The following is a 26,239-nucleotide window of genomic DNA, read 5'->3' as shown; positions in this document are numbered from 1 at the left end:
ATCAAAAAATTCTACAACAAATTTGCGAAATAAGAATATTACTAAAATTGAGAATAATCTTTTTTTATTTTCATTCAATTTCAAATAGTTAATTGCTGGCATTTTTTTTGCGTACTAAATATAAGCTATTTATTGGTCTCATATTTAGAGGAGAAATCGATGTCGGTAAAATTATTACCAACAATACTATTGCTTTTTTCTCTTTTTGCTTTGATTTTTTCGTCTCCAGTTGAAGCTGGGCATTCAAATCACGGTGATATGCGCTGGAAGTTTTGTTTTTTTAACGAAGGGCGTGATATACCCGCGGGTGAAACGATACCGTGGTCGTTCTATATTTTTGAATACCAAGCAATGGATACTGATTATTGTACGATGGCAAATCTTAATTGGTCTTGGGATAGCACAATGGGAGGCGGTCACGACATAGAAGGGCCAATACCAAGGGGAACGGTGAAATGTTCAAATAATCGTATTTCTCATGAGATAAATGTAAACGGTTCTGTTCGCGCACTTGTTGCTGGTCGTCATGTGGGGTGGAGCTTTAATGGTGAAGGTTCCCATAATGAATGGTGGCATGATTTCACTAAATGGGAAAACAACTGTGCTAACGCTGGGAATCCGATTGAGTTTTTCGATGATCATTCGATGATTGATAGTCAAGATTACTCTGAGGCTAATATTAATCGAAATACCATCAAATACTGGCCAAACTATACCGCTTATGATGAGGGTGACGATTACCCACGAGCCGAAGATACCGGAAACAATTATCACGGTGATGGAAAAGACGACATAGATGATCCTTATCATATGTTCATCACTGTTTTTGATACATTGTCAGGGTATGAGCTTTGGGACTTATCTGATGCGCCATCTCCTTATGTGACAGATCCAAATAATGGTGGTCCCTCTCACAAATTGTATGATCAAGATAACGATGGTGTTACTGATTTACGATTAGGGTCGTGCTGGGATGGTGATGATTGGATAAGCGATGGCGTAACCTTAAATAGTTCGGCGACCTCCGATGATAATCAAGTTGGTTATACTCTTAATGGGACCTGTTCTGGTAATGATACAGATGATGGTGTTACTTTCCCATCCGGTACAACCTTTGAAAAAGGAGGCAATATAGAGTTCATCGTTAATTGGTCTTACGACAGTGATGCCCCTGGTGTGAATACAGACTATGGTATCGCCGCTGTTTGGATCGATTACGATAAAGATAACGATTTTTCCGATGAGATGGTTTTATTAAGTTACCCGAGATTTGATGTTTATCCTTCTAACAACACAGGGCTCCACTCACTTGCAATTCCTGAATCTGCGCTAACAGGTGATGTTTATCTCCGAGTAAGAATTTGTATTGAAGATGCTGCTAGTCAGTGTACTCAGCCATTAATGTCTCCAAATGCTCCCTACCTTTCTGGTGAGGTTGAAGATTACAAAATTACTATTGTAGAGAGTGCTGATTATGGTGATGCACCCGATACGACATCAGGCACAGGTACTAACGATTACCAAACTTTATCTGCAAATTCAGGAGCTTCTCATCTTAAAAAAGATATTGATAATGATGGTACGGTAGATTTAATGTTGGGTACCAGTTGGGATACTGATGATGGGACGTTACAAAATGCCGATGCAACAGCAGACGATAATAATGGCTCTGATGATGAAGACGGTATTGCTTTAAATAGCTCAGTACGAGCAGGGCAAACTGAATATATTACGATTACAACGACGAAAGACTTCGATTCAGGGTTAAACGGTTTACAAGTTTATGCTTGGGCTGATTGGAATCAAAATGGTGTTTGGGAAAATAGTGAAAAAATAGTCGATAGACCCTCAGCTGTTGCAAATAGTCAAGCATACGCTTTTACAATACCAACAGGAGCAATGGTTGGAAATACATTCATCCGTGTTAGAACCTGTTCTAGTGACACTTCATGTAACTCCCCAACCGGTAGTGCTGATGATGGTGAGGTTGAAGACCAAAAAATTCAAGTACTTTCCATCTATTCTTGTGATCTCTCACCGCTCAATGATGCAATACCAAGTACTTCTCATGGCAGTCCAATTACCAATACTGTTATCTCAAGCTCGCCATTAGTCTTAAAACATCTGGTGACAGGGGGAGTTGCATTACAAAAAGACGGACAGAGGCAAAGCTATGCTTACAACAATATAAGTTGTGGCTCTACAGCTCCTTTCTTGTGGTTATCTGATGGGGTCTCATCATCAGGAGTTAGCTGTGGGGCGAGTAAAATGAGAGGCTTTACTATAACCGACGTGACAGGTTCAGGGGCAGCACTAGATCCTTTCACTGTATGGTCTACTCGGTACTGGGATAGAAATAGTAATAATAATTACGATGGTAATGATATTCGTGTAACAACACGTATTAGTTATGTTGCTGGTGAGCTTTTCTATGATACGAAATTTTTGCTTGAGTCAGCTAACGGTTCTAATACAAATAATATTTTAGTCTCTGTTGGCTTTGATACGTATTTAAGCGGTGGAGATAATGGGGGTGCGTTTGCTGTCCCTTATAATGCAGCCAACTATCAACCTGATGGTTCCGGTCAATATAATGTTGTTGGTGTAACAAAAAATTATTCTAATAGTGACCAATTTATGGGGTATCTGAAATTAGATACGTCTTGGGTCAATTACTTCTCAGGACATTATGGCAGTCCTAAAAATTTGTTGAAGAGTAGTCCTTATACATTAAACAATGAGTTGAATACGAATGTAAATACCGATAATGGTATTGCTGTTCAGTGGAACTTTGGCGCCGTTAATATGTGTGAGGAGCACAATGTTAGAATGCTCTTCTCAACACTGGGTGAAGCCGTTGTTCACGCGTTTGAAAATGACCTTGGTGATGCGCCTGATCCAAATAGTGGAACAGGTACGGGGAATTATCAGACGACCGCGGCAAATGGTGGTCCTGCTCATAGAAAGTATGACTATGATAATGATGGGCAGGTTGATTTAATCTTAGGGGATATTTGGGATAACGATTTAGGTACATTACAAAGTGCGACAGCCAACGCCGATGATGAAGATGGCGCTGATGATGAAGATGGCGTGACCTTCCCTGCGATATTCAAGGCAGGGCAAACGATGTCTGTTGATGTGAAAGTATCTCGTGATCCCCAAACGAATTTATCAGGCGTTTATGTTAAAGGTTGGGTAGATTGGAATCAAAATGGCGTGTTTGATAACAGCTCAGAAGTGATTTTTTCAGCGGGTGATACAGGTAACGCCTCTAGCCTAATAGGTACCAATACTTTTTCTGTCAACGTCCCCAATAATGCCCTTAGTGGAAACACGTATATGCGTGTAAGGGTATGTTCTCAAACTGCAGGCTGCCAAAATACGATGATAGATACTGGCAGTGTCAGTGACGGTGAGGTTGAAGATTATTTAATTACAGTAGAGCCAACCAGCATTTCTGGGTATGTTTTTAACGATGATGGATTCGGTGGTGGTATTGAAAACAATACCATAAAAGACGGTTTTGAAGCTGGTATAAGTGGTATTGGCGTAACACTTTATAATCAAACTCAGAATAGTTGTTTGTTTGTTCAAACGTCTAATGGCAATACCGATCAAAATAATGATGGCGTTGTTGATGATTTAGATAAAGGGTACTTTGAATTTGAAATTACCCCGGGCGATGCCTATTTTCTTTATGAGACAGCACCTCTGACTGTCGCACCCAATTGTGGGGCTGGCCCTCCTTCTCAAGGCACGGTTATTGATGGAACAACTATCACAAATGCTCAAATAAGAGATCCCTCTGGCTATATATCGACGTCACCTAATGTGATTGAATTAGGTACGGTCAATGATGATTTATCGAATCAAAATTTTGCCGATAAGGCATATCAATTTACATTTGGAGTCTGTTCTTCAGAAGCGTATCTGTTTAAAAATGCCCCATCAGATATGTATGAAATTAGCCTATTAAATGGTACCGAAACTGTAGTAAATAATACTCAGGATATAGTTATTACTGGTGTCGGTCACAGTGTTAGGCAGAATATTTTATGGGGTATGAATGCTGGCGATATTATTGCAATTGATCGTTCAGGAAGTGAAATCTTTAGGTTTGACGTACCTGGTATTTTCTGGGCAGCAAACAACCCTAATAATCAAATTCAATATTTAGCGGGTGATGTAACTGACGATGATATATTGATCATGATGGATTCTCAACATAATGGCCGTCGTGTTCATTTCTTTGATGTAAACCCAAACTCTCCAACCTATAAAACTCAGCTAGGTATGAGCGACACACTTGGTCCTATTGATCTTGGTGATATTGCTATAAATCCAATAGATAAATCAATTTGGACTATTCGATGGTATAACATGACGCTCTTTAGGATCGACGTTAATCTGAATAATTATACGGCATCAAAAACCCCGATGGGCTCAATAGATAATATTCCTCGAGGAGGAAATAGTGATGGTCCGGGGGCGCTTTATTTTGATGATAATGGATCACTATATGCGAGTATTAATGGTACAGGGGAATTGTGGAGGATTGACATTTCCTCACCCGCTTCACCAAACTTAAATGCACAGCTAGTTGGAAACGGTGTAACTGCAACGGTTAACGATGGTGCTCGGTGCCGATATGCAGAAACTTCTGCCATAGTCACTACTGATACATATAGTCAGCTTTCTGGTTATGTTTTTGAGGATGATGGCAATGGTGGTGGTGTTGCTGACAATGGTACAAAAGAGAGTAATGAAAACGGTATAGCTGGCGTAAATGTTCTCATCTATGAATATGATCCGAGTAACGGAAATAGAAGTTGTTATACGGTGTCAACAAGCGATGGCTCTTTTGATGTCGATATCGGTTACTGGAGTAAAACAGTAACTAATGGGCATGAATACACTGTTTTTGAGGCCGGACAACTCACCTCCGCGCCTGATTGTAGTAGTGGGCCACCAACATTTGGTACTGTTAGTACGCTTGATGGCTCTGTAAGTAATAATTCTATTTCTGATCTAAGCGGATATATTTCTACATCAACAAATACAATTTCTCTTGGCACCGTGACAAGTGAACAATCGAATGTCAATTTTGCTGACAAAATAGTATCAAACCTATTCTCATCATGCCCAGTTAAAGCATATACAGCCCTTAATAATGCTCCGAATAATCAATGGGGGCTATTAGGTATGCAAACGGGATTGATATCGCCATCACCGATTGACGACCCTTTTTCTGCCTTAGGCTTTAGTATGCGTCAACAGGTGATTTGGGGCGTAAACAATACGACAAATACGATTCAGGCTTTAGACGCTAGCGGAACGGTCATCGCAAACCTCAGCAGTGTTTCAATGGCCTCTGGTGAAATTACTGGGGGGGATGTCACCAATGATGATGTATTAATACTCACAGTAAGTGACAACACGTCAACAACGATTTATCTATACGATGTTAATCCAGCCTCTGAAAACTATTTACAACGTATTGGTAGTCAGAACTCCAGTTCATCAAATATGTTTCATGACATAGCGATTTCTCGCACCGGGGAAATTTATGCTGTTTTTGTTAATGGACAAGTAAATAGAATAACGATTAACTTTACGACGGGTACTTTTACTACATCAAGCGTGGGTAGCCTCTCCAACAGCTTTAATCGAGACTTTGATTCTTTGTTTATCGATGTCGACGATAACTTATATGGATTAAGTGGGGCTGTAAATGGTGGTAACGGTAATGGAACGTCAACCATGGATATGGTTTGTTTCCAAGCCAGTAATCCATCGTCGACGGCAGTTTTAGTGGGGACATCAACGGTATCGATAGATGATGTTTCTACCGATGGCGCATTATGTCGTTATGCGAGTGTGCCTCCACCTAGACAAATTTCTGGTTATGTTTATGAAGACCAATTGACCCAAGATATTGATGGCGTTTCAAGGCAGAATGGGGCAAAAGATGCTGGTGAGCCCGGCATATCGGGTGTGACTATCACTCTCTATGATTTAACTGATGAAGTCTGTCAACAAACAACAACTGACGGTTCCGGTTATTATCAGTTCACTGTAGGTAAAGGTCACGAATATGAAATTTATGAAACAGCGGATGCTGGAACAATAGATTGCTCAACGGGACCGCCATCATTTGGAAGTGTGGATAAATCGACGGGTTCAGTGGTGAATAATGATGTCGCTGATCCTTCTGGTTATGGTTCAATAACGCCGAATAAAATTGTTCTTGGAACAGTCGATAACGATAGCACTAACAATAATTTTGGTAACTTTGCTGCAAGTCAACCATTTGATACCTGTAGTATTACCGCTTATCTTTCAAATAATTCCCCAACAGCGACAAATTACAGTCAAATAGATTTAATTTCTGGTGAGCGTACCAACATAAACAGCTCTTCAGCTGCGACCGTTCACGCCATGGGATACAGTGTGCGACAACAAAGAATATGGGGGGTGGCTGCCAATTACAATGATCTCATTGCTCTCAATTCACAAGGTGATACGGTGGCAAGAATATCCAATGCTGATGTACCGACTCAAACTACAGTCGCGACGGTGACTGATGACGATATTTTGGTGCTTGTTACTAATAATGCGCTAGGTCGGCAATTACGCTTTTTCGACGTGAACCCTAATTCATCATCTTATCTCACCGAAGTCGGTATACGCTCCGGTAATATCGGCATTAATGTTGGTGATATTGCTGTTCATCCGACAGATGGGTCGTTGTGGATGCTTTCTTATGATGACCGTCCACACCTTTATAAGCTGGTATTAGATAGCACGGGGGTTAATGCACAGTCTATTACCGATGTCGGTGAAACGGACTTACCGAATGGAAGTGATGGTACTAATCCGGGAGCCTTATATTTTGATAAGTTTGGTTATCTATTTGTTGTCATGGAGGGGGCAAGTGCGCATCAAACTTTCCGGTTAGATATTACTAATTTGAATAGCCCATCATTAAGTGCGGAGTTAATGGGCACTGATACATTTTCAGCCAATGACAACATAGATGGAGCCTCTTGTCGTTATAATGGTGTAGAGCCAAATAAAGAAATATCTGGTTATGTTTTTACTGATACAAAGACCGCAGGCGTCAATGGATTCCAAAAACATAATGGACAAATGGATGGTGGAGAAGTTGGTATTGGCGGTGTGACCATCACATTGTTAGATGTTGCCGAAAATATATGTTACCAGGTGAATACGTCAGATGGTTCAAGCGATATTAATGGTGATGGTATTACAGACCCTCTTGGTTACTATTACTTTGATGGTAAGCACGGCAAAGAATATAAAATATTTGAAACCGCGAATGCTAGTTCTATCGATTGTAGTTTAGGTGAGCCATCTGCAGGTATTCAAGATGCTGCAACAGGAGTTGTGTCTGGTGCTGAAATAGCCGATCCTACAGGTTACCTTTCTAGTTCCCCGAATGTTATTCATATTCCACTGATAACGACAAATGTTAATAATCAAAACTTCGCAGATGTTCCTTTCACACAAGGGCTAACGTGTGACAATACGCCATATTTTGCAATTGGCTCAGGCACGGACACAGATTTACACAATGTGAATTTAACCACGGGTAATTTTACAGATGTAACGCTATCAGAAGTCGCTATGTATCGTGGACTTGGCTACAGCACTAGACAAAATATGTTGTTCTCGATCATGCAGCAAGGTTCGAATGATATTATCGCGATTAACAGCCTAGGTGAGCCCGTTCTTAGGTTTGGTGTGGATGCACCTTCTTTGTCGGCAATAGCGATTACAAATGACGATATACTCATTGCCATTACTAGAGATTTTTTAAGTTCAGGTATCAATTCTGTACGTAAAATATTGCTGTATGATTTAAATCCGGCAAGAAGCACATATCTGTCTCGTATTGATACTAATGGTGACGGAGCAACAAATGATATCGGCTACACTATTGGCGATATTGCTATTCATCCTGATGGTAGTGTTTTTGCTATTGACGATTCGCTTAAGCTGCTGAAATTAAATATAAACCTTGATTTAAGTTCGAGCTCTTTAGGGCAGACGACAGTCACGGAAGTCGGTACGACGAATTATCCAGCGACGATTGAAGCGCCAGATGCACATTTCATGGATAGTAGTGGCTCGCTTTATGTCGTGTCAGGAGTGGTATCTCAGAGTCCTTATTACTATCAAATTTGGCGTTATGATATTTCAGACTCCAATGCCCCGAATTTGAACGGTGAGTTTATAGGGCGCTTTCAAAAAATATCACCAACAGCGAGTTACCACGACGGGGCCTTATGTCGATTTGTCGAAGTGCCTAAACTCAATAAAATATCGGGTTTCGTATTTGAAGATACGTTAACAACTGATCCGAATGGTATGTTGAAACACAATGCCGTGAAAGATACCGCAGAAGTAGGGATTGGAAATATAACGGTGACGTTATTTGATGTTGCTGGCAATTCTTGTTCTCAGATAGATACTTCTGATGGTACGCAAGATATTGATAATGACGGTAATATAGATAGTGCTGGTTACTATTTCTTTAAAGCTGAGCCTAATAAGGAATATAAACTGTATGAAACAGCAGGTGTTGGCACCATTGATTGTAGTGCGTCAGCACCATCTGGTGGTAGTGTAGATGCGGTGACTGGTGCATTAAGTAATGTGCAAATCAAAGATCCAACAGGTTACTTATCAAGCTCGACTAATATACTTCATATACCATCACTAACTTCTAGTATCGAAGGTATGAACTTTGCTGATATTAGTTTTTCTAACGCTCTCACATGTGATGAAACGTTGTATTTTGCAACAGGTTACGGTTTCGATACTAATTTACATAATATTAATTATGCTAATGGCCAGCTGAGCGATGTTAATACCTCTGGTTCTTTTATCTACCGAGCAATTGGATATAGCGTAAGACAAAACTTACTCTTCTCTATATTGCAAAACGGAAATAACGATATCGTTGCTTTAAACAGCGCCGGTGAGCCTGTATTGCGCTTTGATGTTGATGCACCAATTGTTTCTGCTTTGGCGGTGACGAACGATGATATTTTGATCGCAGTAACGCGTAATCATTTAAGTTCTGGCATCAATTCGGTCAGAAAAGTAATGTTATATGACGTTAATCCAGCAAGAGAAAGTTATTTAACACGCATCGATAACAATGGTAGCGGTGCACAAAATGATATTGGATATGATATCAATGATCTGGTTATTCATCCTGACGGTACCATTTTTGCGGTAGATACTAATCGTCATTTATTAAAGCTAAATATTGATACTGATCTCACATCAACAACTACGATAGGACAAACATCGATAACCGATCTAGGAGAGATTGACTTCCCTAACAACATTAACGGGCCTGATGCACAGTTTATTGATAAAACAGGGGCTTTGTTTATCGTTTCTGGAGCTGAAACCACCACACCTTGGGAATATCAAGTTTGGCGATACGATCTTTCAGATTCATTAAACCCAGATTTAAAAGGTGGCTTTATAGGAACTTTTGCCGTACCTAGCGCCTCGACTGATTATAATGATGGTACCTTGTGTCGTTATGCGGAAGTACCAAAGGTACAAAAAGTATCGGGTTATGTTTTCCATGATGATAATACGACATTAGTCAGTGGTTTCGAAATTCAAAATGGGTCTATGGATAGTACCGAGCAAGGTATTAGCGGAGTTGGGGTAACGTTATATAATGTGACAGACAATCTGTGTACTGTTGTTGAAACGGCTGTAGGCGACACGGATGCTAATGGTGATGGCAGTATAGATTCACAAGATATTGGTTACTATGAATTTGCATTAGAATATCAAAAAGAATACCAGATATATGAAACCTATGGTGTTACCACATTAAACTGCGCAACGGGTCCACCATCAAGCGGCAGTATTAATACCACACTGGGCGCATTAGAAAATAGCGAAATAGCCGATCCTCCAAACCATTTATCTACAACAGCCAATGTCATCGATTTAGGTCAGGCTTATGGTAACTCTCTTAACCAAAACTTTGGTGATAGAGTGATACCTGCTCCTCATTCAGTATGTTCAACAACCGCATATTATTCAGACAATACGTCTACAGAAACAGATGTATTTACTCTCGATCTTTCCACTGGCGAGTTGACAACATTTATTGACGGCACTACAGCTATGGCATCTATGGGTTATAGTGTGCGACAGCAAATGATTTTCGCTGTCGATACCCAGATTTCAGGTGATTTGGTCGCAATTGATGCTAATGGCGATAGGATAATGCAACTTGCATTAAACTTACCAACAGCAAGTATTGCTACTGTTACCAATGATGATGTTTTAGTTGTCGTTAAAAACGCTATTGTTTCACTGTTCGATTTAAACCCTTCTTCATTAACCTACCTTCAACAACTAGGTACTTCCTCTGGTGATATTGGCACAATTATTGGTGACATTGCTGTTCATCCAACGACGGGGGAAATCTGGGCATTGAGTGATGGTTCACCAAATAAGTTAGTTCGTCTAAACATAAATACATTGTCAGGCTCAGCGACGATTACAGAATTTGGTAACACAAACTTCCCTGGGGAAGGTGAAGCACCTCAGGCCTTATATTTTGATAAAAATGGCTATTTATACGCAAATACCAATTCACACAAACCGCAATTATGGCGTTTTGATATTAGCGATCCAAATACGCCATTAGGTGGATTTATTGGTGAAGGAGATCAAAGTGGTACCGGTGATGGTAGTCTTTCAGATGGCGCTGTCTGTCGATATGCAGATATACCAGCCGTTCAACGTGTTTCTGGATTTGTTTTTAATGATGATGGTAATAATAACGGCACAACAGATGATGGAGTAAAACATGATGATGAACTAGGTATTGGTGCAGTCAATGTTACGCTCTATAACCAAACAGATGGAACCTGTGAAACTATGATGACATCGGATGGAAATACCGATGTGACAGGAGATACTGTTAATGATCCTCTTGGCTATTATCAATTCGATTTATTATTTGGCAAGGAGTATAAAATATATGAAACAGCAATGTTTACCTCTATCTCCTGTGATAATGCCAATGGCCCAAGTAATGGACAAATTAATACTTCAACGGGGGCGGTTGAAAATAAACAAATCGTAGACCCAGTCGACCATTATTCAACTAGCCCAAATGTTATTGATTTAGGTTTTGCCTACGGTAATTTACCCAACTCTAATTTTGCCGATCGTGTGACACTTTTTCCATTTGAACAATGTCCTAAAGTTGGCTATCTGATGACGAAAGCAATTTCTGATTTATATGAAGTCGATATTGTTGCGGCTGAAGCCTCTATTAAATATCAGTCAGGCGTTGATCCTATCGTTAGTTTGGCTTATAGCCCCTACCAGAGTTTTCTATGGGGAGTTGAAGGTAACGGGCAACAATTAATGATGATCAACGCCAGTGGATATATCGCATCTCGTTTTACAATACCAGAGATAAGCGGAGTATCTATTACAGGGGGAGATGTCAGTGACGATGATATTTTGGTATTAACGGACAGTAACGGTGCCTTTCATTTCATTAATATAAATTCTTCCACATTAGATTTTCTAAATTACGTGGGTGTGTCAAATAACTCAGGCTATAGCCTAGGTGATATTGCTCTACACCCAACGTCCTCAACATATTGGGCAATTGAACAAATACAGAATGGTCGTTTATTAGAATTTACCTTAAATACCGTCAATGCAACGTTTACAGTCACTGATCATGGTCAGACGAATATCTCAGCTGGAGCTGACGGTCTTTATTTTGATCGTGATGGAATTATGTTTGCCTATATTGAAAGCTCAGGCGAGTACTATCGGTTTGATATCAGCACACCAGCTTCACCTAACGTCGTGGGTGGAAAAGTCAGTACGATAGCAACGGGTACTGGTAATGGTGATAGTGCTTTATGCCGTTATGCTAATTTTGATATTGATTTTGGCGATGCGCCTCAGAATCGTTATTCGACACGCATGCAACAAAATGGTCCAAGGCATGAGATGAGCGCAGGTTTACCTAAGATTGGCTCGCTGGTGGATCCTGAATTAGATGCAATCACCAATGATAATGCCGATATTGATGATACAACAGACACCAATGATGAAGATGGTTTCACACAGCCAGAGATCGTTGCTTATCTATCCGATACCGATACGTTAACACTGCAAGTCCCTGTAATGTCTGCAGGGGCTGGGTATATCTATGGTTGGATTGATTTTGATGGAAGCGGTAGTTTCGACTCTGATGAAAGAGAGTCATTCAACTTTTCACAAAGTGGTAATGTTGATTTAGATTTCTCAGTACCGAGTGATGTTCAACCCATTGATACTTATCTTCGTTTAAGGGTATGTACTAACTTTAGAGATTGTAATCAGCCTAATGGTGGTGCGCCTGATGGAGAAGTAGAAGATCATCTTATTTCACTCAAACCTGTGGCGGATTTAGAGTTAACCTTAGATTTAGACCCAGGTAGTACAGTTACAGAAGGTATTCCATTTAATGTTGTTGTCCAAGCAAGAAATTATGGACCTGCAATAGCCTTCAACACGAATGTGTTATTGGACATTCCTGATGACTATATATTTGTTCGGGCGTATGAAGGAGATGGTGAAACACCTCTAGCGGATGGTCGTTATGATCATGCTACGGGGATGTTGGACTTAGGTGCTGTTGGGCTTGGTTTTAGTGACTACGCGACAATAAGACTTGCATCTAAAAATCTCTCACCATCAATAATCAATAGTGAAATAGAGTCATCAGACGTAAGAGACAGTGATGCTACTTTCAATAATGGGTTTGGTAACGGTGAAGATGATACTTTCAGCGTTACTCCTTCAGTTGTAACTTCCGTTGCGCCTGATATTTGTATCGCTCCAAGAGTCTATGAAAAAGACGCTTCTTTCTTAGATGAGACCACTAACGAATATATTATTACGTTACCACAGACTAGCCAGCGAGGTTATTTGTGGAGTTACGACCTGATGGATTTAAATAAAAGCCTCTATTTCGAACTTGCTGTTTATTTAGGGGATCGTTCCTGTAACCAAAACTGTAATCAAGGAACTGGCTCGATAGAAGCAGGTGCTGATGGTATGACATTTATTATCACTTCAGATGATAGAGGCTTTAATGCGTCGGGCTCTTGGGGGGGATTACTGGGTGTTGGTGTTGGTGCGAGCGGTGGAGGAACTGGGCCTATATCTCCATCAGTCGTCGTTGAATTTGATACCTATGATAATTTAGGGAATGGCTTTACTGATGAACTCAGTAACAGTAGTACCGGGCGACAATTTATCGATCACACTGCAGTATATTTAGATGGTGATTTGAGAACACCTTCAACGGCGTCGACATTGATGGCGCCAAAAGCCGTCGGTGGACCAACAGCAACGGCGCCTAGCGGTGAACTCGAAGATGGACGTTATCATCTAACACAGTTCTATTGGGAGCCAAGTACGAATAACTTAAAATACTATGTTGATGGTGAGGTCATTGGTGATATTAACTATGATCTGCGCTCACATTTTAATACTAACATGGTACGTTTTGGTTTCTCGGGTAGTACGGGGGCGGCATGGAATTTACAAAAAGCTTGTTTTACAGAGCCGCCAGATGTACTCGGGCCTGATCTTGGTGATGCTCCTGATCTTACCTCTGGCACTGGAGTCGGAGACTATACAACGACTTATGAAAACAATGGCGCGATTCATGTACAGTCTGATGATGATGATAATGGACAAATTGATTTACGTTTAGGAAACATGTGGGACACAGATTTAGGTGATGGACAAAACCCAACAGCAACGGCGGATGATGAAAATAACTATGATGATGAAGATGGCGTTACCTTCTCATTAATGCATGCGAAAGGTGGTGACACTCTTAATATCAGTATTGATGTTCAAGCAGATACTGCCGCAGCAGGCCAACCTATCCACCTCTATGGTTGGTTAGACTTTAATAGAGATGGTGACTGGGATGATGCGAATGAGCAAGTAATAAGTACATCTTCAGCAGTAAATGGGACGAATGTTTTCCCTGTTACTATCCCGTCTGATGTGACATTTGGTTATAGTTTTCTTCGTGTAAGGTTGTGTGACAGTACCGTTTGTAATAAAACATACGGCACTGCGAATAAAGGTGAAGTCGAGGATTATCGTTTCCTATTTTATGAGCTGAATGAGAATGCGACGTGTAATTTGACGATTCATACCCAAGAGGTATCGGCGTCGAAACGGTTAGAAAATATTGATTTGGCAAATACGCCGATAAGTATGAATGGCATTGTTGATCCTATAACTATCATTAACCAAACAAACGTATCGAATATTGATGCGATCGGATTTGATGCTGTCACAGGCTTTATTTACGGTACATTTGTTAATGCAGATACAAATAATATTCATCTATTTGTGACTGACCGTGACGCAACAAGTGTGGTTGATCTTGGTTATATATATGCTGAGAGTAATGTTGATATCAATAAAAGTGATGGGTCTACTGTATCGCTAGAGGAAGGGCAAATATTAAACACATCACTATCTATTCCCGCGCCATCTGCTGGAGATATTTCTTCTGATAATCAATACCTCTTTGTTTGGCATCAAGATCTTACTTCGATCATTAAAATAGATACATCGACACAATCATTTAGCGTTATGCCACTTCAATTACCGAATGGCGTCACAGCGCTTTCGGGAGGCGGAGATTTAGCTGTTGATGATACTAACCATAATATTTATTTTGTGGATATAGAAGCCGGCAAGTTCTACGAGATTCACCCAACAAACGGATTAGTTACTTCGTATTCGTTAACGTTTAATGGGCTTGCAGGCCCACAAGTAGATGGTAATGGCAATTTGAAGGTTGAGGGTCTCCTAATGGACACGACAACCAATTTATATGTCATGACAAGTGGTGGCAATCATGACTCAAATAATGACAACATCATTGATGTGATGGGTCAGTCAGCATTGTATCGCATTAATATACCAACCAAAGAAGTCAGTTTCTTAAAACAGACAACAGCAACAAGTATTGAAAAAGCAGATATTGCAGGTTGCTATCAATCAAAAGACTTTAGTGATGGCGATAGTCAATATACTCAAGCATCGCACCTTTATATCGATAGCAAAAATAATAATGATGGAACGGTGACACCTGATGGGGTAGGCGACTTCTTACTGGGTACATCATTGGATCCTGAACTTAATGCGAAAGTGCATGCTTTAGCAACAGGGGATGACACCCATGGGTATGATGATGAAGACTTAGCCATTCCTTCACCAATTATTGTCGAAACACCGACCGCGGTGAGTATCCCTGTTGTTGGTAATGGCTACATTAATATCTGGGTTGATCTAAATAATGATTTTGATTTCGATGATCCTAATGAGCATTTACACGATGACACCTTCTTAACGACAGGTACACATTCATTACAGTTAGAGCTCGATGCGGCAAGCGCATTTGGATACAGTGGTGATACAACCATGCGTATTCGCTTCTGCTCGACAGCAAATAACTGTGATACTCCACACGGAGAGGCCTTAGATGGAGAGGTTGAGGATCACTTATTTGAGCTCTTAAACAGAATAGTACTTAGTGGTTATGTGTTTGAAGATAACGGTGTAAATATAGCAACTGCACATGATGGTATTAAAGCAAGCTCAGAAATAGGACTTAAAGACTTTGATGTCACAGTCACATTTAATGATTCTGGTGTTACAGGTGTAAGTGCCGGTGATGTCATATCTGCGAAATCAACACGTGGTGACGGATACTATAAATTTATACTCGGTGTTGATTACGCCGATAAAGATTTACTGCTAAATATTAAATCTCAATCTAAATGGGTGGATATTAGTGAGGCTGACGTTAGTGCTATTTCACAGGTTTCAAGCTCGAGTGTGTTTGACAATGAAATGGCAATCAACGCGAGTGCAGGTGACGACATTACAGGGCTAAACTTTGGTAAAGTCACAGTGCCACGTTTAACTGAAAGCCATACCAAGACTTCAGAGCCTGGAAAGCCGTTATTAATTCCTCATAAATTTAATTTAAATACAGAAGCAGATATAACATTTAACGTTATACCTGATAATCGCTACAGTGCTACCAGTGGCTGGGTTGTATTACTTTATCATGATCAAGACTGTGATCTAAATATTGATGAGACCGATCCAAAAATAAATTTAGGTGGGGCTCAATCAGTATTGGGAACAACAGAAATATGTATAATTAGTCGAGTAAATATTCCATCGACAGCAACCAATGATCAACAGTATCAATATCAAATAACGGCTGATGTGGATTATGCTCAAAATTCTCCCTTTATGACACAGTTGATAAAGCAAGCAGTTGTATCTGACACGATTAAAGTTACTTATTCGGGATCTGGTGAATTAAAGCTATCTTTAACCGTAAATAATATAACAACAGATAATCAAAACGTATTAAGTAATCAAGGTACACCGAATGATATTTTAGAATATGTTGTTACGTATTCTAATGTAGGGACGGGGCCAATTAGTGACATTGTTATTTTTGAAACAACACCGCCATTTACTGAATTAAGTGAGCCGATTACATGCAGTACCCTTTTACCTTGTAATGTTGATACAGTCCATGGTGCTAATCAAACCGGTTATCAAGGTGATATATCTTGGATATTAACAGGGCAACTACTTCCAGGCCAACGTGGAGAAATATCATATCGCGTTAAAATTGAAGATTAATATTAAGACTCTTTATTGAAAACTATTTTTAATTATTAAATTTAATAATTTTATCAAATTTAATAATTGTTTATTTTGTGTTCTTTTTTGTTGTTTTCATGAACGCCTTTTTTCTTAAATTTGATTCTTTTATTTTTATCTACTCAGTTATATTAAAGATAGAGAAATAAAAATAAAAAAGTCAACTTTGTTATAACACAGCATCACGTGCATAACTTTATTATGGATATTTAAACATGCTGAAGAATTGTCTACGTATTGTTTCATTAATGTTTTTGCTTTTTGGTGGCGTCTTGCCATCAATGGCAGGACATTCAAATCACGGTGATATGCGCTGGAAGTTTTGTTTTTTTAACGAAGGGCGTGATATTCCCGCGGGTGAAACGATACCGTGGTCGTTCTATATTTTTGAATACCAAGCAATGGATACTGATTATTGTACGATGGCAAATCTTAATTGGTCTTGGGATAGCACAATGGGAGGCGGTCACGACATAGAAGGGCCAATACCAAGGGGAACGGTGAAATGTTCAAATAATCGTATTTCTCATGAGATAAATGTAAACGGTTCTGTTCGCGCACTTGTTGCTGGTCGTCATGTGGGGTGGAGCTTTAATGGGGAAGGTTCCCATAATGAATGGTGGCATGATTTCACTAAATGGGAAAATAACTGTGCTAACGCTGGGAATCCGATAGAGTTTTACGATGACCATTCAATGCTTGATAGTCAAAATAATACTGAAAGTAATATTAATCGAAGTACCATCAAATACTGGCCAAACTATACCGCTTATGATGAGGGTGACGATTACCCACGAGCCGAAGATACGGGAAACAGTTATCATGGTGATGGAAAAGGTGACATAGATGATCCTTATCATATGTTTATCACTGTCTTTGATGTTTTAGATGGATATGAGCCCGTTGATTTGGGGGATGCGCCAGATCAACAATATAATTCCACTGTATGGCCATCTTATGCAACGATGTTGTCCTCAAATGGTCCTGCCCACCAATTTAAAGATGAAAATAATGACGGTGTTCAGGATATACGTATTGGTCCATGTTGGGATGCAGAAGATGAATCTTCTCCAAATAGTTTAGCTAATTCAGATGACACGAGTTTAGGCTATCTCAATAATTGTACAACAAGTGATGAAAATGAAGGCAGTATTCGAATACACAGACATAGTACTGGAGACACTCTTGTTTTGGATAACCCTGGGGTGTCTCAAACTTTATGGATAGGTGATACTTATACTTTTTATGTTGATGTACACTTTGAAAATACCGATACAGATAAACACTTAGAAGTTGGTATCGATTTTACAAAAACAGGTGATTTTACAACGGTTCTCGTTGCTGACTTAGATAGCGCTTCAAGCCCACATACCGTTTCTCAGGCATTCACTATTCCATTTTACTCACATAATGTAGATACCCTTCAAACTTATATGAGAGTCCGTGTTTGCGACTCATCATGTACTTATACAACCGATTCACTGGGGCAGAAAATTTTAACTTCGACGGGCGTGCAGCCTGCTGGAGAAATTGAAGATTATAAAATTAGTTTACGCTCACCATTTGATTTAGGTGATGCCCCATTTGATGCCAATGTTGCGGACTTTGCAGATGAGTCAAATGGCCCTATGCACCATTTCAGATCCTCTATGTCAAATGATTATTCTGAACCGGCTCTTACTTTAGGCTCTTGTTGGGACTCTGAGGAGTATATGACAGGTAATGCTAATGCTGATGTCGATGATAATTCTGCAGTGGTCGGTGGGGCTACAGGCATTTCTTTTGGTGGCTGTGGTAATGATGATGAAGATGGTGTGACATTACCAGCAACTTTTGTTGCGGGTGAGACAATTAATGTTTCTATTACTTACAGGCTAAATTATTTTACTGCGAGCGAAGTTGATTGGGCGTTGTTTATTGATTGGGATAACAATAATGACTTCACTGGTGACTTAACTAACTACGGTACGATATCTCATTCACTAACAGAATCAGGGCAAGGAGCGATTAGAACAATTAATGTTGCTGTTTCAGTTCCAGAAACAGCAGTATTAGGTGAAACATATTTAAGGGTAAGAAATTGTTTAGGAGGTATTATTGGTGAGGAGTCCTATGATTGCCAAGTACCGAAAGGCAGAGCATTAAGTGGTGAGGTTGAAGATTATAAAATTTCAATTGAAGGACCTAAATTAGATTTTGGTGATGCTCCTGATACCAGTGCAGGTACTGGCGCAGGTAATTATCAAACAACAAGCGGTAGTGGTGGCCCTTCACATAAAATTTCAGATACTGATGTAGATGGAGTGGTTGATTTTCGTCTTGGTACCAATTGGGATGATGACAGCGGAACTCTGCAAAATGCTACAGCAACAGCGGATGATACTAATGGTACAGATGACGAAGATGGCATTTCAATTCAGCAAATATTAGCGGATAACTCTTTACCTGAAGTTACCAATGTTTATGCAGGGGATGCGATTAAGCTAACATTTACTGCTGGTATAGATACTAACTCCGGTCACCCTGCCACTGCTTATATCATGAAAACGTGGATTGATTGGGATCAAAGTGGGACATTTGACACTGACGAAGTCCTTTTTGCTGAACAAAGAGCGTTACCTACAACAAGTGACACTTACAACAAATATTTTCTTAATTACAGAGTGCCACTTTACAATTCGACGGGTGATGTATTTATTCGTTCAAGAATATGTTCAACCGATTCATGTCCATCTGGTGGTAGTTTAAATGCTACTGGCCACCTTGATGATGGGGAAGTTGAAGATAAAAGGATGAACATCCAAAGTAGTGAATATGACTTTGGTGATGCCACAGATACTAATACTTACACCAAAACACAGGGTGATTATGCCTCGATATGGACACAAGATGGCGACCCTGTTCCTATGCACCGTAAAGCGGATAGTGATGGTGATGGTCAGGTTAACATCAAATTAGGAAGTATTTGGAACGCCGATAATGGTACAACGACTTCATTTACTGACAGCAGTGATGATGGATATGCCGGTCCTTTCTATTTACCTAAATGTACAAGACAAGATATAACGTTTACCGTCACCGCTGACAATGACTTTTTATCAACAGCGTATATCAATGCATGGATAGATTTTGACAGAGACGGTGAATTCAATACTAGTGATAACTGGTTCCGTCATACAGAAGACTTCTCTTCTGGATCAAGAGTGAGAGAAGTTACTTTAACTGACCAGTTAATCGTATGTTTTGTAAGTTTAGGAGCAAGTTATTTACGTTTTAGGGTTTGCTCTGTTGAAGATGAGTGTCAATATCCAGAAGGCAATATTACACCTAGTCACCTTGTTGCCACTGACGGAGAAGTAGAAGATTATCCAATTACTATTGGTGAGCAACTAACTGTTTCTGGAAAAGTTTATAGTGATGTTAACTCTGACCAATCACCGAGTGGTGGGGCAGAGTCAGGTATCAGTAATGTATTGATTACCTTACATGATAAAACGACTAATACGTGTCAATACGAATCAACCGATGCCAATGGGCTTTACAGTTTCGATATTACATTCGGTAATGATTATGATGTGTATGAAACCTCATCCAGTGGTACGTCAGCCTGTCCTCCTTCTCCTTCTAGCGAGATAGGAGACAGTAGCGGCTTTATTTCAACCTCGCCTAACAAAGTTGAATTAGGCACTGTTACCTCAGATCAAGAGATTAATTTTGGCGATAAATTGTTAGGTAATGCTTTTTCAACTTGTCCTTCAGAGGCATTTGTTAACCCATATCGTTTCTCTTCAGGTGCAAATAGCTATTTTGCTAAATTGTATCCCGTTACTGCATCTGTAACGGCAACAAGTTCAAGTAATAATGATTACGATGCGTTTGGCTTTAGTGTTCAACAGAACAGAATATTTGGTATAGATATAGCGACTCAACACGTAGTTGCGGTTGATTCGGTTGGTTATAAAATATTCAGCGTGAATGTTGGGTTAGATTCTGCAAGGGATTACGTTGCAGGTGATATCAGTGACGATGATATATTGGTTGTAATCGATGATCAGTCAAATGTTCGCTTCATTAATGTTGATTCAAAAAGTGCTAATTATTTGTCAGTGGTAGGGACCACTAGTTTATCGAGTGCGATCAATTTCCAAGATATCGCATTTCATCCAACCAATAGTAACGTTGCCTTTGCTGTGGGTAATAATAACGATGCTTACCGTTTAACCTTTAATTTCTCTAATTATACGGTTACATCGTCGTTAATTACTTCAAATACCCCAAGCAATGTCACAGGCCTTTTCTTTGATGCACAGGGCGTACTTTATATGTATGACCACAATAATGAAGAAATCTGGCGTTTTCCTGTTTCAAGCTCTTCTGCAACGTCGATTACAGGATACTTAGTTAAAGATAATATCGCGGCATTAAATCCTAATATAGGTAGTGATGCTGCAATGTGCCGTAATGCTCAATTCTTAACTGACTTTGCTGATGCACCAGATAGTTACGCCACATTATTTGCTTCTGGTGGGCCAATGCATGACGTAACAAATGGTGGTTTACCGCAAATTGGTAGTGGAAGTTCCGACCATGAAACTGAAGCTGCTGCATCGACGAGTGCAGACGGTGATGATAATGCAGGTTCAGATGATGAGCATGCGTTAACAAAGCCAACATTTTATGGGTATCTTGATTCTTCTAGTGCTGATAGTTCATTGAACGCATTGTCCTTTAATATTCCCGTTACGCCTGCTTCGTCTTCTGGCCATATCTATGCTTGGATCGATTTTGACGGTGATGGTACCTTCTCTGACGAAACCCTATCTACTTCTACCATTTCAACATCAGCAAGTTCAGTGCAATTAACGCTCCCTGTTCCTGCACATGTTCAGCCTGTTGATAGTTTCATCCGTTTAAGAACCTGTGTGACCAGCTCAGACTGTGACATGCCAACAGGTTTATTATCTGCTTCAGGTGAGGTTGAAGATCATGCCATTTCTTTGATGCCTACAGGGGATATTGAAGTAGAGTTGGCACTTGATCCTGGTCAAACAGTCACTAATGGTATTCCTTTTAATCTTGTTGTGTCTGTCAGAAACCACAGTTCATTTATTGTGCGTGATGTTATCTTACAAATGACAATTCCTGATGATTATATTTTCATAAAAGCTTATCAAGGTGATGGCCAAACTGAATTGGCGCCAGGTATTTATGATGAATCAACTAAACAATTAAATCTCGGTAATGTTGGTGTCGGTTTTGATGACTATGCGACATTAAGGTTTATTACGAAAACAACATCGCCAGCTTCTCTTGTGGGCGAGGTGCTTTCTGCGAAAATACAAGATACTGTTTCTTCAAATGATAGCGACACAGAAACTCCAACAGTAGTTACAACAGTACAGCCTAGTATATGTGTAGCACCCATGGTTGAAGAAAGAGGGGACGCTAAACTCGATGCGGCAACTAACGAGTACATTATTACTGAAGAAACAACAAGTCAGCGTGGTTATCTGTGGAGTTATGACCTCATTGATCTTGGTGTTCCGCAATATTTTGAATTAGCGGTTTATCTGGGAGACAGATCATGTAACAGCGGCTGTAATGCTGGTACTGGAACAATAGAAGCCGGTGCCGATGGCATGACTTTTATCATGACAACGGATTCTCGTGGTTTCAACGCCGTCGGTTCATGGGGGGGATTACTAGGTGTTGGCCCTGGAGGCGATGGTCCAATAAGTCCATCGGTTATTTTTGAATTTGACACTTATGATAATGCAGGTAATGGCTACAATGACGATCTGAGTACTGCTGGCGGTACGCCAAATTATATTGATCATACCGCGGTCTATCTAAATGGTGATTTAAGTTCGGGTAATGATGCTATTACATTGATGGATCCTGTTGCGGTTGGTGGCCCTACTGCGACTGGAGCATTAACCGGTGAACTAGAAGATGGCAGATACCACATCACACAGTTTTATTGGGATCCTGCAACGAATAACTTCCGGTATTATTTAGATGGTGTTGAGATAGGAAACGTTACTTTTGATTTTGTCAGTCACTTTAATAATCAAGATAAAGTGCGATTCGGATTCTCTGGTAGTACGGGAGCGGCATGGAACCTACAAAAAGCATGCTTTACTAAAGCTCCAGTTGTGTTGGGCCCCGATCTTGGTGACGCTCCGGATATTTCTGCATCAACAGGAGTCGGTGACTATACAACGACTTATTCGAATAATGGCGCTGCACATGTTCAGTCTGATGATGACGATAATGGAGAAATTGATTTACGATTAGGGGCTCAATGGGATACAGATTTAGGCAGTTATCAAAATCCTATAGCACTTGCTGATGATGCTACCAATTTGGATGATGAGGATGGCGTCACCTTCTCTGTCTCTGAAATTGATGGTGTACCTTTTGCCGCAGCTGGCGAAGTCATTAATGTGACTGTCACCGTCAATGCAGATACTGTGGCGCAAGCAAATCCTATTCACCTATATGGTTGGTTTGACTTTAATCGTGATGGTGATTGGGATGATTCTGGCGAGAAAGTTATAAGCAGTACTAATGCTAATAATGGAATAAATAACTTTAGTGTCTCAGTTCCTAGCAATGTTACGTATGGGTATTCCTTCTTTAGGATTCGAGTATGTGACTCAAGTGCGTGTGATCGAATCGATAGTACTGTGGATATTGGCGAAGTAGAGGACTATAGATTCCTGTTTTATGCCTTATCAAGTAATAGTACCTGTGACACAGCACTTCAAACGCGTTTTGTTAGCTCAAATTACATTTTTGAGCGACTCAACTTGGCTAATAATCCTTTAGATACCACAGCAATAGAATCACCATTAACGGTGATTAATCAGTCAAATATTTCTGGGCTTAATGCCATAGGTTTTGATACAAGCAATGGCTACATTTACGGCGTGTTTGAGAATACGACTACGCAAGAGTTGCATCTTTTTGTTACCGATCGCTCGGCTACAAATGTCGTTGATTTAGGTTATGTTTACGGTGATAGCAATATTGATATTCAGCTATCTGATGGCAACTCTGTTGCTATTTCTAAAGGGAATCCTTTCAGTACAGCTGCTCTTGCTAGTCCTACTGCCGGTGCGATGTCTTCTGATAACCAATACTTATATGTATGGAACCCTGCTTGGCACTCGATAATAAGGATCGATGTTGCAACGCAAGAGATGTCAGTCATTGATTTCAACTTCACGGGAGGTATTACAGGGATCTCTGCTGGCGATGATATTGCGGTTGATAGTATTCGTCATCATATTTATGCCGTAGATATTGTGGCAGGGTATTTATATCAAATAACAACATCAGGAGATGTAAGTCGAACCTCATTACAGTTCAATGGATTGGCGTCACCGACAGTGGATGGAAGTGGTAACTTACAAACACAAGCGTTGGTGATGGATAATATGACCAATTTGTATGTATTTACCAATGGTGGTAATCATGACACGAATAATGATAATACAATAGATAGTTCAGATATATCAGCTGTTTATAGAATTAATGTGCCTACCGCTGCTGTGACATTCCAAAAAGAATTGAATACCAGTTCCCAAGTAAATTCTGATGTTGCAGGGTGTTATCAGTCAAAAGATTTCAGTGATGGAGATAGTCAATACCCGACCGCATCTCATTTATACGTTGATAATATAAATAACACAGACAACTCAAATGTGCCTGATGGTATTGGAGACTTCTTATTAGGGACAAATATCGATCCAGAGTTTGAAGCGAAAGTAAGCGCTCAGGCAACGGGGGATAATTATCATGCATTGGATGATGAAGAGCTTTCTATTCCTTCACCAATTATTGTTGAAACACCAACTAATATCGATGTTCCTCTTGTCGGGGCTGGCTATGTGAATGTTTGGGTTGACTTAAATCGTGATTATGACTTTGACGATGCAAATGAGCAGATTGTTAATGATAGTTATTTTAATGCTGGTGCCAATTCTGTTTCTATTGATCTTGATGCCGCGAGTGCTAATGGGTATAGCGGTGAAACGACGATGCGAATTAGGTTCTGCTCTGCACCATCAAATTGTAATACGCCGACGGGAGAGGCGAATGATGGCGAAGTAGAAGATCACGTCTTTGAATTACTTAATCGTATCGTATTAAGTGGATTCATATTTGATGATAATGGTGTTTCAAGTGGTACGGCTCATGATGGCATTAAAGATAGTGGTGAAAGTGGCCTCAGTGATTTTGATGTAACGGTAACGTTTAATGACAGTGGAGTTGCAGGTATTACAACTGGTGACATCATATCAACCAAAACGACTCGCGGAGATGGATATTACCGTTTTGTATTGGGTGTAGATTATTCAGGTAAGAATTTAATTTTAAATGTGGTGCCTCAATCAAGATGGATTGCGGTGAGTGAAGCCAATATTACAGGTGTAAGTCAAGTTACTAGTACAAGTAATCAAGATGGACAAATGTCAGTGAATGCTTTTGCGGGTGATGATGTAGCAGGGCTAAATTTTGGTAAAGTCGCAATGCCATCGTTGACTGAAAATCTATTTAAAGAGACTGAACCAAACAAAGCCGTTTTATTCCCTCATCGTTTTAAATTAGCAACATCTGCGAATGTTACATTTACCATTGAGAAAGACAGTAGGTACACAGACTCTAGTGGTTGGAATATTACTCTTTATTACGATACAAATTGTGATGGAAATATAAATAATATCGATAATAAAGTTATTTTAAATTCAGCAATACTTTATACAGGTTTGACTGATGTATGTTTAATTAGTCGTGTTTTTGTTCCTGCGAATGCGTATTTTAATACTCAGTATGCATACAAAATAAATGCAAGTGTTGAATTAGCAGGTGTTTCTCCTCAATTAACTAAACAAGTTGTGGTAGAAGATACGACTAAAATAACGTATGCAGGCTCTGGTCAGTTAAGTTTATCTTTAACAGTTAATAATATATCGAAAGATAACTCACCATTATTAATTAATAATGGTGAGCCCGGAGATATTCTTGAATATGAGATAACTTATAGAAATAGTGGTACAGGCCCAATAAGAGATATCGTAATTTATGAGAATACACCACCATTTACGAAACTCTCAGAACCAGTAAATTGTTCTTCTTCTGAATTAAGTTGTGTCGTAAATACAACACACGGGACTAATACCGTTGGATATCAAGGTGAAATTCAGTGGACGCTTACAGGCGACTTATTACCAGGACAAATAGGCACATTAAAATACAAAGTTTCTATTGAATAATAATATTATTTTTTCTTAAAAATGGTATTAATAAATTCAGTTTATCTAATATTATTTATATATAGCTATTAATTTTTTTCAGGAGGTTATTTTATATATAAAAATAATGTAATTATTCTCAATATGCGAAGCCATTATATTAACTTTAATTT

2 protein-coding genes are annotated in these 26,239 nt (G+C 39.6%); both read left to right on the top strand.

Going from position 1 to position 26,239, the window contains the following annotated elements:
• Positions 1–159 precede the first annotated feature (159 nt).
• The gene (locus C9J38_RS08890; protein WP_107206759.1) at positions 160–16,785 is read left to right on the top strand and encodes a GEVED domain-containing protein; all 16,626 of its coding nucleotides are present in this window, start codon (positions 160–162) and stop codon (positions 16,783–16,785) included.
• 1,775 nt (positions 16,786–18,560) lie between these two features.
• On the top strand, positions 18,561–26,087 hold the full coding sequence (locus tag C9J38_RS08885; RefSeq protein ID WP_370444642.1) for a GEVED domain-containing protein: 7,527 nt from the start codon (positions 18,561–18,563) through the stop codon (positions 26,085–26,087).
• The last annotated feature ends 152 nt before the right edge of the window (positions 26,088–26,239 follow it).

The sequence above is a fragment of the Photobacterium sp. GB-210 genome, from assembly GCF_003026075.1.
Classification (GTDB): domain Bacteria; phylum Pseudomonadota; class Gammaproteobacteria; order Enterobacterales; family Vibrionaceae; genus Photobacterium.
The sequence above is the reverse complement of the archived record's forward strand: the minus strand, read 5'-3'. Positions and strand labels throughout refer to the sequence as shown.